Genomic DNA, 14098 nt, shown 5'->3' with positions numbered 1-14098 from the left:
CTACCGTGCTATAGTTATTTTATTGATAAAAGGTTATTTTATCACCACAACCATATGGTATCTTTATTAAATTTTCTAAATGTTTTTCTTTAAATACATTATAATATAATGATAATTATAATACAAGTATAAAATTAATATTTTTTACTTTTAATATAATTGTTATTCATTTATTTTTGAAATATTCCTTTATTCTTTCGACATTTCAATGTATTCCCCGGGAAATTACGACAGGAAATTTAATCATATAAAAAATATGGCTCATTGAGCCATATTTTTTATTCTTCTTTATCAATATCTTTATCTTCTTCAACTATTTTATCTTCTATATTTTGTTCTCCGATATTTTCATTCTTTATATCAATTTTACTTTCTTCATCATAAGCTTCTTGATTTTCTATCTTTTCTTCAAAGATAGAATTGAATTCATCCTTATTTAATGTTTCTTGTTCTAATAATTTTTGAGCTACTTCATGAAGCTTATCTATATTTTCTGTAAGGATATTCACAGCTCTTTCATATGCTTCTTCTACTATTCTTCTCATTTCATGATCAATTTCAGAAGCTACTTCCTCACTGTAATCCTTACTTCTACCTATATCTTTACCAAGGAATACTTGACTATCATCTTTTCCATAAGTCATAGGTCCAAGTTTATCACTCATACCATAATGAGTTACCATATCACGTGCAATTTTAGTTGCTCTTTCAATGTCATTAGATGCACCTGTACTTATATCATCTAAAACTAATTTTTCTGCTACTCTACCACCTAATAATTCAACAATTTTTTCTTCCATTTCTGTTTTAGACATATAACTTCTGTCTTCTGTAGGTAAGCTCATAGTAAATCCACCAGCTCTACCTCTAGGCATTATAGTAACCATATGCACTGGATCTGCATTCGGAAGTAATTTACCCACAACTGCATGACCAGCTTCGTGATAAGCTGTAAGTTTATTTTCTTTTTCACTTCTTACTCTACTACGTTTCTCAGGTCCAGCTATAACCTTCGTAATCGCTTCTTCTAAAAGCCTCATTGGTATTTCCTTTAAATCTTCTCTTGCAGAAAGTAATGCAGATTCATTCATTAAATTTTCTAAATCTGCTGGAGTAAATCCTATAGTTCTTCTTGCAATTACATTTAAATCTATATCTTTAGCTAATGGTTTACCTTTAGCATGAATTTTTAATATAGCTTCACGTCCTTTAATATCTGGAACGCCAATTTGTACTTGTCTATCAAATCTACCTGGTCTTAAAAGAGCAGGGTCTAATATATCAGGTCTATTTGTTGCTGCTATAATTATAATACCTTCATTTATTCCGAACCCATCCATTTCCACAAGAAGTTGGTTAAGTGTTTGTTCTCTTTCATCATGACCACCACCAAGACCAGCTCCTCTTCTTCTACCTACTGCATCAATTTCATCAATAAACACAATACAAGGTGAACTCTTCTTAGCTTGTTCAAATAAGTCTCTAACTCTGGATGCTCCAACACCTACAAACATTTCTACAAAGTCAGAACCACTTATACTGAAGAATGGTACTCCTGCTTCACCAGCAGTTGCCTTGGAAAGATATGTTTTACCTGTTCCTGGAGGTCCTACCATTAAGACCCCTTTAGGAATTCTAGCACCTAAATGTGTGAATTTTTTAGGGTTTTTCAGAAAATCAACTACTTCAACTAATTCTTCTTTTTCTTCTTCAAGTCCTGCTACATCATCAAATGTAATTTTGTTTTTAGGATCTTCTTTATGCATTTTTGCCTTACTTTTACCAAAGGACATTACTCGTCCTCCACCACCTTGTGACTTTTGCATAAATACAAACCAAAATACTATAAATATAAGTATCATAAATATAGTTGGTAATGCGCTAATATACCAAGGAGTCCCTGGATCTGGTTTAGCAGTAACCTTTATCCCTGTATCAGCAACCACTTCATCATAATATTCTTTCTCTACTTCAGGTATATATGAAGTAAACTTAGTTTTTGCCTCATCATTTAACGTACCTTGAACTTTATTTTTAACCAATGTTACTGATTCTATATTTCCTTTTGCTGCTTCTTCTTTAAATTTTGAATAGCTAAATTGTACAGTTTCAGCTTTACCATCCATAAATAGCCCTACTACTAATACAATAACTACGAATATAAGTAAATAAGCACTTATACCTCTAAAAAACTTCCTCAAAAGTGTTCCTCCTTCCAAATTAAAAAGACTAATATTAAATTATTCTATCACAGATGAATTTAAAATACAATTATAGTTAACGGTATACATTTTCTTTTAATATCCCTATATACGGAAGATTCCTATACTTTTCTGAATAGTCTAGTCCATAACCTACTAAAAATGCATCTGGAACAGTAAATCCTACATATTTAACATCTATATCAATTTTTCTTCCTGTTGGCTTATCTAATAAAGTACATATTTCTATACTTTTTGGTCCTCTAGACTTTAATATTTTCATAAGATAACTAAGAGTTAAACCACTATCTATAATATCTTCTACTATTAATATGTTTTTATCTTCAATACTAGCATCTAAATCTTTAATAATTTTCACTACTCCAGAAGATGTTGTTCCTTCTCCATAACTTGATACATCCATAAAATCTATTTCTAAAGGTACATCTATATTTTTTATCAAGTCACTCATAAACATTATTGCACCTTTAAGTATACAAATAACCGTTAATTTTTCACCTCTATAATGTTCTGATATTATTTTACCTAATTCACTATTTTTGTTCTGGATCTGTGTTTCATCAATTAAAACTTCTTTAATATCTTGTTTCATCTTTACCCCCTATTTTTTATAGCAATCATTAAAACTTTTTCTGTATTACAACTTACTTTATAATCTTCACTTATTCTATGACCTACTACCCATAAAATTCCTTGCTTGTCATAGATAATAGGTATTTTATTCCTCTTTTCTCTTGGAATCTTTTCATCAATAAGAAAGTCTTTTAATTTTTTATTTCCTTTCATTCCTAAAGGTCTAAATTTATCTCCTGGTTTTCTAAATCTTATAAACAAACCACCTACTATTTTATCATAATCAAAATATTTTATAAACATGTCTTTTTGATTTATTTTATTTTTGTTAAAATTTTCAACTTTTAAAGTTATTTCTAACCTTAATACATCTATATAATTAGTATCTTTTAAGCTTAATTCTTTATCTAATATTATTTTTTCTTCCTTAGTTTTAAATCTTATTTCTAAGTAGTTATAATTTATAAATGCTTCTATTCCATTAGATATATCTATTCTTTTACCTGTACTATTATTTTCAATTAAATTTATTATTGATTCTATATGTATTTGTTCTACTTCTTTTAAATGACCTATTAATTTTTCAATTGCTACTCTTATTATTCTATATTGAATTGCTTTATGTTGATTAATTAACATCTCTTTATCTAATGAAATTTTTTCTTTTGAAATTTGAGTTTTTAAATTATTAAACTGTTCATTAGCATAATCATTTATAAAATCAGAATCAACTTTCATTATCTTGGAAGTTCTATAAAGAGTATCTATTATGGATGGATTGTATTCTTTTTTAATATTAGGTATTAAGTTTAACCTTATCTTATTCCTTCTATAAATATCCATTTTATTAGTTTCATCTATTCTTACTTTTATATTATTTTCAGAAATATATTTTTCTATTTCTTCTCTGTTTATATTTAATATAGGTCTAATAATGTCACCATTTTTAAAATCCATTCCTTTTAATCCATCTATACCTGTTCCTCTTAAAAATCTCATAATCATAGTTTCTGCTTGGTCATTTTTATTATGAGCTACAGCAATACTACCTTTATTATTATATTTTTTAAAAGTTTTTCTAAAAAAATCATATCTTAATTCTCTTCCTGCTTCTTCTGAAGATATATTTTTTTGTTTAGCATATCCATTCATATCAACTTTTATAGAATGAAAATCAACTTTCATATTTTTACATAGTTCTTTTACAAAGATTTCATCTTTATCTGTCTCAATTCCTCTTGTTCCATGATTAATATGACAAACTACTATGTTAAATTTAATTTTTTGTTTAATTTTATCTAATGTTGATAATAAAAAAATTGAGTCAGGCCCACCTGATACTCCAACTATAATATTATCATCTTTTTTTATTAGATTATATTCTTCTATTGTTTTTAATACTTTATTCTCCATCTAATCCCTCATTTAAATTATATATATATTTTAAATAAAACCCCTAAAAAAATCAAAAAAAGACTTAAGCTAAGAAAAAAAAATCTATCTATATATTTAATAGCATATAATTTTTCATTACAATTTAATATATTATCTATATCATGTATATACTCATTCATATTATATTTACCTTTTAATCCTCTTGTAATCAGCGTCTTAATATCATCATTAATTTTTAGTGTCTTCATCTTATATATTATATCTTCAATATTATTTGTCAATGGATTATAACTTTCCTTAGTTAAAGATGAGATTAGCAAAAGGTTTACAGAAAACACCAATGCTCTATCATCATAAAAAGGTGTATCAAGAAATGAATTAATATTATATAAAGGTGTATATTCTTTTATTGAATAATTATTTTTTGTTACTCCTCCAAAATCTATTAATTTTAATTTTCTAGTATTTTTTTCAATTATTATGTTTTCAAATTTTATATCCCAATAAGTATACCCTAATTTATAAATATCATATAGATTTTTTGATAGTTCATATGATATTTGGAGTAATTCTTCTATATTAGATTTACCTTTTATATATTCATTTAAACAAATTCCTTCTATGTATTCCATAACAAAAAAATATATGTAACCATGTCCAACATATGCATCATCCAAATCATAAACCTTAGGTATAAATGATAATGACAATTTTTTTAATACATTAAACTCAATTGTAAGAGATGTTATATCATCGGAACATTTTAAAGCAAATTTTTTCCCTTGATTATTTCTTACTAAATAAACAATTCCTATATTTCCTCTGCCTAACTCTTTTTCTATTATATATCTATTCTTATTCCATCTTCCCTTTATAATACCTATAGTCATACTTTAATCTCTTTTCATATGGATATATGCATTTTCTAATGCCTCTCCAGTGGGAGTAAGACCTTGCGTAACTATACTTTTTAAGCTTTTTTTAAGTGTCCTTATATTATCAGTAAAATCACATATAAGTTTATAATCTTTATCCTTATAAGGGAAAATCATAACTGCTATATGATTTTTACCTTTTCTAGACTTTAGTGTATTTAAAAGATTTATTATTGATTTTTTTGCAGCATTAACTTTTAAATTCATACTTTTACTTGTATCTAATAATATAATAGTCTTTAAGTCAAATGAATCTGATAAATCTTCCATCATCATTATTACTTTTTGTCTACAAGTTGGATCTACATTTGAAATATCACTACCTACTACTTTTTTTAATTCAGTATTTATTACTGATTGCAATGTATTATATATTGATTTTTTTGTTGTATTATATACTGTAGAACTTAAGTTTTCTATATTTGTTAGTTCACATACTCCTTTACCTATATCAGCTATACTTTCCAATTCAAATTTTGCTCTAGTATTACTTTTTTCATTTAATATACCTATTGTACTAACAGTTATTCCTTCTTTAATTACTTTTTTAGTTATATTAATAGGATTTTTAAAGCTATTCGATTCACCATCTGTAACTAATATTATCTGTTTAAGAAATATTTCTTTTTGCATTATACTACCCCCTATTATCTTTTAAAAATAAGTATTGCCAATAGGAAAATAGATAAACAAAAAAGATAAAGCAAAAGCTTTATCTTTTTTTCCATACTTTAGTTACTAATACTGTCATATCATCTTTACTATTATCACTTGATACATCTATTGAATTCTTTAAAATTTGATCAGCTATTGTTTGTGGATTTTTACTTTTTATATTTTCTATTATATCTTTCATCCATTTCTCTTTATCATAAACCTCTTCATTTGAATCTAATAATCCATCTGACATCATTATTATAAAGTCCCCATCCTCAATATTACTCTCATAAATATTAAAATCTACCTCTTTCAATATTCCAACTGGAAGTGTATTAGAATTTATTATCTCAACTCTATCTTTCCTTTTTATAAAAGTAGGAGCTGAGCCTATTTTTATAAATTGTGCATTTCCTTTATATAAATCTAAAATGGACATATCAATAGTTGTAAAAACTTCTTCATTAGATTTTAATACTAATATTGAATTTATAGTTCTCAAAGCCAGTTCTTTATCATATCCCGCTTCCAAGAATTTTTCTAATAAATTTATGGTAATACTACTCTCTGTTTTAGCCCTTTCTCCTCTCCCCATGCCATCACTAAGTACTGCATAATAATTATTTTGTCTTTCACCAAATGTATAACTATCACCAGAAATATAATTATCATTATCATAACATACAGCAACTCTTGTCACAGAACTATATCTATTGGATTTTATTAGTTTGAATCTTACTCCCTTATCATAGTCTAAATCACTTGTAGAAAATCTATCTCTTATTAATCTATATCCTACTACTTCTGATGCTATATTAATCACCTTAGAAATCATCCTCTCTTTATTACAAGTTATTTTTAAATCTATATATATTTCAAACTTACCTTCATTTGATTCTGTAACTGTTATTTCTTTTATAGGTATATCTTCTTTTCTTAATTCACTAAATATATTTCTTTCAACCTCTTCTTTGAATCTTATATCGGTATATATTTCTTTTGCTAAATCTTTTATTATGTTACTTACACCATTCAATTGTTGAGATACCATTTGTCTACTTTCTGTAATTTTTTTCTCCCATTTATAATTTAATCTATAAATATTAAATATATTATTTATTTTTTCAATGAAATTATTTTTGTTTTTACACCTATTGTGAAATAATTCCGGTAAATCTCTTTCAGAAATCACTCCTTTATTTTCCAATTTTACTATTACTTCAAACATTTTATTGTAAGTATTATAAAAATCATTTTTCCAACATATTCTATTCATTGGACAATTACCACATATTTCAGAAGATATAGAATCCATTAAAGAAGATATATCATTTTCTTCTAATATATTCTCTCTATACGAAACTTTCTTGAGGATATCTGATAACTCTTTGAATACACTGGAGAATTCATTTAATCTTCTGAAAGTAATATCTTTTATTCTATTACTATATACATCTTCTACTAAATAACCTCTATCTGAGCCTATAATTATTTTATTACTAGCTCCAGAAACCTTCTTAGAAACTAGAAAAAATATAATAGATGCTATTATCATCTCTTTAAATCCTATTATTTCTGTAGAAAAACCATTTATATAAAATGACATTATCAAATTCCCTAAAGTAAATCCTAATATTATTCCAATTTTCCCTATATCCTTAAATACACCTGCAAGTAACCCTGATATAGCAAATATTGATATTATATAAGGCATGTCCACTTTGGACATTGAGCTTATAAGACCTATACTAACACCTATAACAGTAGCCATACTTATACCTCTTGTATATGCAAAAAACAATATAAGAAATACCCCTAATATATCCATTATAGATAAAGAAAATATTGAAATGTCAGATACTCCTGTAACTGCTATAGATAACATAATTACCGAAGAGATCATTTCTTCATTCGTAAATAACCTATTCTTAATATTATCTAAAAAGCTTATGCTATATGTAAATATAAATGATATTGAGAAAACTATAATTGATTCAAATATAATTATCATTAAATCATATATATAAAAGTCAGTTCCTATCATAATCATACTTCTAAAAATAAAAAGTATAGATGCTGTCAATAGTGAAAATAATATTTTTTTATTTTTAAAATCTAATATATTAATTAAAAAATATAGAATAATCATAGGAATAATATATTGATAACTATTTAACCCATGTATTGTTATAGTTCCAATAGATACTGCTATCAATGTAGAAAACTTAGATTTATACTTAAAAGAGTATGATACTAAAAAAGCTATTCCAAAAGGTGTTAAGTTATTCATTACGGATGCTCTAGATATACATAAAGAAATTAAAAATACTGCTATACTATTAATTGTAATTTCTTTTTTGTATATGTCTCTTAATATTTGTATAATTATTTTTTTACTATCTTTCTTAATTTTTAGATTATTCAATTCCGTATTTATCATTAGAACCACCATCCTCTATCGTTACCTACATATATTCTAACAAAGTAAAAGTAAAATATTTGTCAATTATGGTTGTCCAAACTTAAAAACTTTTCGTCATAAAAGTAGATTTTTTTTAATTTTTTATCTATCTATCAGCTTTATAATGTTTTTTTGATTCTACAAATTTTTCAAGTATAATAAAAAACGATATATTAAAATGTTAACATTTTAATATATCGTTTAATAAATATTATGATTGCTATAATAAATCAAATATTATTATTTTATTGAATTTAAGATTTAGAATTCATACCTCTTTTTGAATCTCTAGATTTAATTTGATCTTGTCTTTCGTTACTGTCTTTTAGAAACTTTGAAAGTTTATCTTCAAATGATAAGCCTTTCATCTTTGGATCAGCTTTTTTTGACCAATCAATTTCTTGTGGATTACTTGTTTTTGGTTTAGCTTGTCTTATGGATAAACTAATTTTGCCTTTTTCCATAGATAAAACTTTCACCTTAACTTTTTGTGCTTTTTTCAAATAATTATTAATATCTTTAACATAATCATCTGAAACCTCAGAAATATGAACTAATCCAGTCTCACCTTCTCCCAGCTGAATAAATGCTCCAAAATTAGTTATACCAGTAACTGTTCCTTCAACAATACTACCTACTTTAACGGGCATAAATACAATACTCCTCCTTTTAATATCTATACTAATCTACTAAAGTATATATGAATATTTAATATATGTCAATATACCTATTTTCTAAGGTGTTTCATCAAATACATTTTTTAACTTATTTTTATCTATGTAAATTATTTCATTAGGTTTTACCATAAACAATTCTTCTCTTGCTACATTCTCTATATGTTCTAAAATCTTCTTATATTCTTCTTTTTGTTTCTCATTATCTAAAGAATTCATATAGTTAACTGGATTTTTAGCAGATGATATATTATTTAAATACTCAGCTTTTTTTTCATTTTCAGAAATATATTCTTTTAGTTCTGTTTTTTTCTGTTTTTGATCTTTTATATTAGCTTCAAGTTTATTTATTTCAAACTCTTGTCTTATAAATATACTTGCTAAGTAAATAATAAATAGTATCATCAATATGTATTTTATTTTAAATTTATTTTTTTTCCTCTTTTTCATATTAGGTCCTCTATTCCTAAATAGTTTTATTTATAATTATATTATATGCTATAATTTCCATATTTTAAAGCAATAAATATAGAACATTATTACTATTTTTTTCGCTTATCATTATCTTTATACCCTTTTTTTATCCATTTTAATATTTTTTTAAGAAGAATTTTTATTATATTTATTAATATTTTAATAGGAGAAATTATAGTATCAAGTGTTTTTTTAAACACCTTTATAATTTTATTCATAATAAAAATTAATATTTTTATTATATATTTACTAAATATTATTTTATAAAGAATACTACCAACTAAAAATCCTAAAAAAACATACCATCTAAGTTCTGCAGAGTTAGTATAAAACAATAAAAATAATACTATAATAGATATCAGTATAAAGAATATAGTATCTTCTATCATTGTAGCAATTTTTTTTGGCTTTAGATAATATCTAAATACTCTGTATAGATCATATATAAGCCCTAAAATAATTCCACCTATAATTAATTTAATTAATATATAAAATTGTTCTAATACTAAATTTGACATATTACTCCCCCAGTTAAAATAAACACTTTAACTATTTAAACATTTTCTTAAAAAAACTTCCTTCTTTTGATCCTGTATTTATTTTATTACTATAAGCAAGAGATTCTATCGTGCCCTCAATCTTAACATTACCATCTTCAAGATTTAACTTGCTTATATTTAAAGATTCTCCTTTTATAGTTAAAGATCCTCTTACTGTATAAATCACTATTTGACTTTCATTAAAACTTTCTACTTGTTCTACTCCTGATATATTTAATTTTTCTCTATTTTCTAAAGATAAATTTTGTAATTTCATGTCCTTTTCCACACTATCCCCTCCTTATATCTATAGAATAAGATATGAAACTACATATTAATTTATTACAAAAAGCACCTGATAAATGAAATCATTTATCAGGTGCTTTTTATTCAACCACTTTATACATTTCTGATGATTTTTCTTTAGGTGCATGTTCTAAAATTTCCAATACTTCTATTTTCATTGTATTATTACCAAAATTTATTTCGATTTTATCGCCTACAGATACTTCAGAACCTGCCTTTGCAACATTCTCATTTATTAAAACACGGCCAGTATCACATGCTTCTTTTGCTACTGTTCTTCTTTTTATTATTCTAGAATTCTTTAAGAATTTATCTATTCTCATTTTTTCACCCCTTAAGATCTATTATAATTCAATTTTATAATATTAAGCTTTATATTACAATATTCTAAATATACAAATCTCTTTTAGGATAAACTTTAAATGTTCCTATCATACTAATTGATATTATTATAAATGAAATCACAATATAAACTAATTGCAATTCTAAATTCTCTAATATGTATGATGATTTAAAGTATTCAAATGGAGTTATATATTTTAAAAAATCAATTTTATCTGTAAGTCCTATAAGTACAGATATTATATAAGTTACAAATAAAATTGTAAGTGAAATATTTCCTGATTTCTTATACCTTTTTGTTATTGAAGCTATAAAAATACCAATACTTAAAAATATTAATTGAGTTAAAAATATTCCTAGAAATAAAAGTAATAAAAACTTATAAAATTTCCCATCAGGATTATGTTGTAGTCCCATTATAACTATAGTTAAAGCTGTTAAAAAATTTAAATTTATAACTTCTAAAATAGATGATATGATTTTATTTACTATTGCCTTTTTTCTTGAAACAGGAAGTGTAAATAAAAATTCAGCTGTTTTGTCTCTTTCTTCCTTTGAAATAATTGAACTTCCTAAAAGTGATGCATGAATAGATAAAGGCAAATAGATATATAGTGAAATAAGACTCAAAAAACCAGATAAAGTAGTCATATCAGCATCCCCCATCCCAAGTGCACTTAGTACTGAATCTGGAAAAGAATTAAGTACATCATTAATTTCAGGACTATCTCTAAAAGCACTAAATTCTATAAATACAGCTATAATAAGTAAGATCATACTTACAGACCATATTATTCTAGATTTAAAATTAGATTTTAATTCTCTTCTAATTATATTCACATTTTTCACCTCTCTTACAATGAATTAATATCACGTTTTAAGTATAAGATGTAATTTGATATAAAAGATACAATTATAACTATTACCCCTATAACTAAAAGAGATATATTATATTTTCCATTTTTTAAAATATATCCTGGTTCAAAATAATAAAATGGAGTAATGTATCCTAATAAATCACTATCTATTATCCCTCTTATTGAATTAACTACATAAAGACCTATAGTAAGACCAAAGGAATAACTAAGTACTGACCTTACTTTGCTTACAATTACAGATATAAGCATCCCTATTCCAAGAAAAAACAATTGAAATACTGGTACTATACTAAGTAATATAATTATATTTTGTTTATCATATACTTCTCCATTATTAAATATTTCAAGAGCTATAAAACTTGATATTGATATAGATATTGCAGTTACTAATAATCCTAAAAAAGCTGCTAAAAACTTAGAAAAATATATCTTTTTTCTTGACACAGGTTTAGTCATTAAAAAGTCTGCAGTCAATTCCCTTTCCTCTTCTGAAAGAATAGAAAAACCATAATTAGCACTTTGTATTGCAATTACAAGTTGTATAATACTAAATGTAAGAGTAAAATATCCTATTAATGTAGTAAAAGAAAGTCCAGATTGCATTCCAAAAGCTTGTAAAAATTCTTCAGGGAAATTTTCCATAAGCTGATTAAAACTTTCAGAATCTTGAGCTAATCCAGGAAAGAATGCCATATAAAACAACATAAATCCAGATATAGAAATGGACCAGATAATTATAGATTTTATTTTCATTTTAAATTCATGCTTAAATATATTCATTATCTTCACCTACCTATAATAGTGCATAAATATTTCTTCTAAAGTTGGCTCTTGAATCATAACATCTTTTAAGTCTATTCTATTTATATTTTCTATCATTATATTTATATCACCTTTATAGAAAAAGGTTATTTCATCTTCATTTTTGTCTAATTTTGTAACTCCATCAAAGTCAAATAAATCCTTATTTAAATTTTGACCTCTTATAGATATTTTTTTATAATTATTTTCTCGGAGTGTTTTTATATCTTCAACCTCAACAATAGATCCTTTTCTAATAATAGCTACTCTATTACAAAGTTGTTGAACTTCCGATAATATATGAGATGAAAAAAATACAGTAGCACCTTTTTGATTTTCACCTTTTATTATTTCAAAGAACTTCTGCTGCATTAGTGGATCTAATCCACTTGTAGGTTCATCTAATATAATTAATTTTGGTTCATGTAATAGTCCTTGAACTATACCTACTTTCTTTTTATTTCCATAGGATAAATCTTCTATTCTCCTATCTAAGTCTAGCTCCATAGCACTTGAAAGTTTTTTTATCCTATTAGAATAATCTCCTTTATAAAAGCTCGCAGAATAATTAAGTAAATCTTTTACTTTCATTTTTTCATAATAAAAAATTTCTGAAGGAAGATATCCTATATTTTCCCTTATTTCAGGACCATAATTTATAACATCTTTCCCAAATATTTTTGCACTTCCTCCACTAGGATATATAAGATTTAATAATAATCTTATGGTAGTTGATTTACCAGCACCATTTGGTCCTATAAACCCAAATATTTCTCCTTCCTCTATATCTAAATTTACATCTTTTATCCCAAGTGATTTTCCATAATATTTCGTTAAATTCTTAGTCTCAATTATACCCATTAATTCCCCTCCTTGAAAGTTGACTTATATGGTCAATTATAGAATATCATATGTTAAAAACTTAATCAATAAAATAATAAAAAAACTTTGCTGATTGAAATCAACAAAGTTTTTTTATTATTTACTGTTTCTTTAAATTTTTTATATTAAAAAATACTATAACATAACTTTTACTTTAAAAATTTATTTCTTCTCTATTGTATCAAAATATTCTTTAATTTCATCACATAATACATTAATTAACCTCTCTTGATATTCATCTTCTTGTAACCTAATTTCATCTTGAGAATTTGAAAAAAATCCCGTTTCTACAATTACACTAGGTTGATCTCCATACTTTAAAACATGATATTCTTCTAATATATATTTTAAATTTACCCCTAATTCTTGATTAAATGCTTTTTGTAAAGATGTAGCAAAATCAAGTGAACCTTGTTTACGAACAAGTATCTGAGTTCCTTTAATTTCACTACTATATTCATTAAAATTTTGATGTATGCTAATTAACATATCTGCATTAGCATCTTCAATAACTTTTCCTCTATCTTCAATTTTAAGTTTTGTATCTGTTCCTAATTGTTCTGTTATTTGCTCTGTTCTTGTCATTATAACAGTAGCACCAAGTTCTTTTAACTTACCTTCTAATATATAACTTATTTTCAAACTCAAATCAGCCTCTTGAACTTCAGTTCTGGGTCCAATTGTTCCAGGATCTGATCCCCCATGTCCTGCATCTACAATTATTTTTTTTCCACTTAAAGGCCCTTTTACTTCCTCATCTAATGAAGGTATTCTATCTTCAGAAATTCCTTGAGCTTCTGTAAAAGAAGTATCTAAATAGCTGTTCAATTTATTTTTTCCAAATATTAAAAGAATAAACATAAAAATTAAAGCTAAAGTTAAAAAAATCACTCTTACTCTTCGTACCTTTTGTTTTCTCTTGTTTATAATATTATTTTTTTTATTCAAATTATTACCTA

15 protein-coding genes are annotated in these 14098 nt (G+C 25.1%); all 15 read right to left on the bottom strand.

All coding sequences use genetic code 11. The features are described from left to right. Positions 1 to 278: 278 nt before the first annotated feature. Complete coding sequence (gene ftsH, locus D3Z33_RS11795; RefSeq protein ID WP_160197959.1) at positions 279 to 2201, bottom strand: ATP-dependent zinc metalloprotease FtsH; 1923 nt, start codon at positions 2199 to 2201, stop codon at positions 279 to 281. A 76-nt stretch (positions 2202 to 2277) separates the two neighbouring features. Then, positions 2278 to 2814: a hypoxanthine phosphoribosyltransferase gene (gene hpt, locus D3Z33_RS11790; protein ID WP_160197958.1), complete on the bottom strand. Its 537-nt coding sequence runs from the start codon at positions 2812 to 2814 to the stop codon at positions 2278 to 2280. Between the two features lie 2 nt (positions 2815 to 2816). After that, positions 2817 to 4208, bottom strand: a complete 1392-nt coding sequence (gene tilS, locus D3Z33_RS11785; RefSeq protein WP_160197957.1) for a tRNA lysidine(34) synthetase TilS — start codon at positions 4206 to 4208, stop codon at positions 2817 to 2819. 17 nt (positions 4209 to 4225) lie between these two features. Then, complete coding sequence (locus D3Z33_RS11780) at positions 4226 to 5080, bottom strand: protein kinase domain-containing protein (RefSeq protein ID WP_160197956.1); 855 nt, start codon at positions 5078 to 5080, stop codon at positions 4226 to 4228. 3 nt (positions 5081 to 5083) lie between these two features. Further along, positions 5084 to 5758, bottom strand: coding sequence for a vWA domain-containing protein (locus D3Z33_RS11775; protein WP_160197955.1), 675 nt, complete (start codon positions 5756 to 5758; stop codon positions 5084 to 5086). A 79-nt stretch (positions 5759 to 5837) separates the two neighbouring features. Further along, entirely contained in the window at positions 5838 to 8222 is a 2385-nt protein-coding gene (spoIIE, locus tag D3Z33_RS11770; protein WP_160197954.1) for a stage II sporulation protein E, read from the bottom strand. A 275-nt stretch (positions 8223 to 8497) separates the two neighbouring features. Then, positions 8498 to 8893, bottom strand: coding sequence for a S1 RNA-binding domain-containing protein (locus D3Z33_RS11765; RefSeq protein WP_160197953.1), 396 nt, complete (start codon positions 8891 to 8893; stop codon positions 8498 to 8500). Positions 8894 to 8977: 84 nt separating this feature from the next. Further along, the gene (locus D3Z33_RS11760; RefSeq protein ID WP_160197952.1) at positions 8978 to 9367 is read right to left on the bottom strand and encodes an FtsB family cell division protein; all 390 of its coding nucleotides are present in this window, start codon (positions 9365 to 9367) and stop codon (positions 8978 to 8980) included. Between the two features lie 92 nt (positions 9368 to 9459). Continuing rightward, on the bottom strand, positions 9460 to 9909 hold the full coding sequence (gene yabQ, locus D3Z33_RS11755; RefSeq protein ID WP_160197951.1) for a spore cortex biosynthesis protein YabQ: 450 nt from the start codon (positions 9907 to 9909) through the stop codon (positions 9460 to 9462). Positions 9910 to 9940: 31 nt separating this feature from the next. Continuing rightward, positions 9941 to 10219: a sporulation protein YabP gene (yabP, locus tag D3Z33_RS11750; RefSeq protein ID WP_347561267.1), complete on the bottom strand. Its 279-nt coding sequence runs from the start codon at positions 10217 to 10219 to the stop codon at positions 9941 to 9943. 97 nt (positions 10220 to 10316) lie between these two features. Continuing rightward, the gene (locus D3Z33_RS11745) at positions 10317 to 10559 is read right to left on the bottom strand and encodes an RNA-binding S4 domain-containing protein (protein ID WP_160197949.1); all 243 of its coding nucleotides are present in this window, start codon (positions 10557 to 10559) and stop codon (positions 10317 to 10319) included. Positions 10560 to 10623: 64 nt separating this feature from the next. After that, complete coding sequence (locus D3Z33_RS11740; RefSeq protein WP_160197948.1) at positions 10624 to 11418, bottom strand: ABC transporter permease subunit; 795 nt, start codon at positions 11416 to 11418, stop codon at positions 10624 to 10626. Positions 11419 to 11432: 14 nt separating this feature from the next. Then, a complete protein-coding gene (locus D3Z33_RS11735; protein ID WP_160197947.1) occupies positions 11433 to 12236 on the bottom strand; it encodes an ABC transporter permease subunit in 804 nt (267 codons plus the stop codon). 9 nt (positions 12237 to 12245) lie between these two features. Then, positions 12246 to 13118, bottom strand: a complete 873-nt coding sequence (locus D3Z33_RS11730) for an ABC transporter ATP-binding protein (RefSeq protein WP_160197946.1) — start codon at positions 13116 to 13118, stop codon at positions 12246 to 12248. A 183-nt stretch (positions 13119 to 13301) separates the two neighbouring features. Further along, positions 13302 to 14087 carry an N-acetylmuramoyl-L-alanine amidase family protein gene (locus D3Z33_RS11725; RefSeq protein WP_160197945.1) on the bottom strand — a complete coding sequence of 262 codons (786 nt, stop codon included), beginning with the start codon at positions 14085 to 14087 and terminating at the stop codon, positions 13302 to 13304. Positions 14088 to 14098 lie beyond the last annotated feature (11 nt).

The organism is Senegalia massiliensis, assembly GCF_009911265.1.
GTDB lineage: Bacteria > Bacillota > Clostridia > Tissierellales > SIT17 > Anaeromonas > Anaeromonas massiliensis_A.
Note: the sequence above shows the minus strand (reverse complement) of the source record. Positions and strands in the feature narration are given on the sequence as shown.

What these genes read in the sequence shown, in the direction of transcription:
- D3Z33_RS11780 (WP_160197956.1), bottom strand. Translation starts at nt 5,080, where the DNA reads ATGACTATAGGTATTATAAAGGGAAGATGGAATAAGAATAGATATATA.
- yabQ (WP_160197951.1), bottom strand. Translation starts at nt 9,909, where the DNA reads ATGTCAAATTTAGTATTAGAACAATTTTATATATTAATTAAATTAATT.
- spoIIE (WP_160197954.1), bottom strand. Translation starts at nt 8,222, where the DNA reads ATGATAAATACGGAATTGAATAATCTAAAAATTAAGAAAGATAGTAAA.
- tilS (WP_160197957.1), bottom strand. Translation starts at nt 4,208, where the DNA reads ATGGAGAATAAAGTATTAAAAACAATAGAAGAATATAATCTAATAAAA.
- hpt (WP_160197958.1), bottom strand. Translation starts at nt 2,814, where the DNA reads ATGAAACAAGATATTAAAGAAGTTTTAATTGATGAAACACAGATCCAG.
- D3Z33_RS11760 (WP_160197952.1), bottom strand. Translation starts at nt 9,367, where the DNA reads ATGAAAAAGAGGAAAAAAAATAAATTTAAAATAAAATACATATTGATG.
- D3Z33_RS11735 (WP_160197947.1), bottom strand. Translation starts at nt 12,236, where the DNA reads ATGAATATATTTAAGCATGAATTTAAAATGAAAATAAAATCTATAATT.
- D3Z33_RS11745 (WP_160197949.1), bottom strand. Translation starts at nt 10,559, where the DNA reads ATGAGAATAGATAAATTCTTAAAGAATTCTAGAATAATAAAAAGAAGA.
- D3Z33_RS11765 (WP_160197953.1), bottom strand. Translation starts at nt 8,893, where the DNA reads ATGCCCGTTAAAGTAGGTAGTATTGTTGAAGGAACAGTTACTGGTATA.
- D3Z33_RS11730 (WP_160197946.1), bottom strand. Translation starts at nt 13,118, where the DNA reads ATGGGTATAATTGAGACTAAGAATTTAACGAAATATTATGGAAAATCA.
- D3Z33_RS11775 (WP_160197955.1), bottom strand. Translation starts at nt 5,758, where the DNA reads ATGCAAAAAGAAATATTTCTTAAACAGATAATATTAGTTACAGATGGT.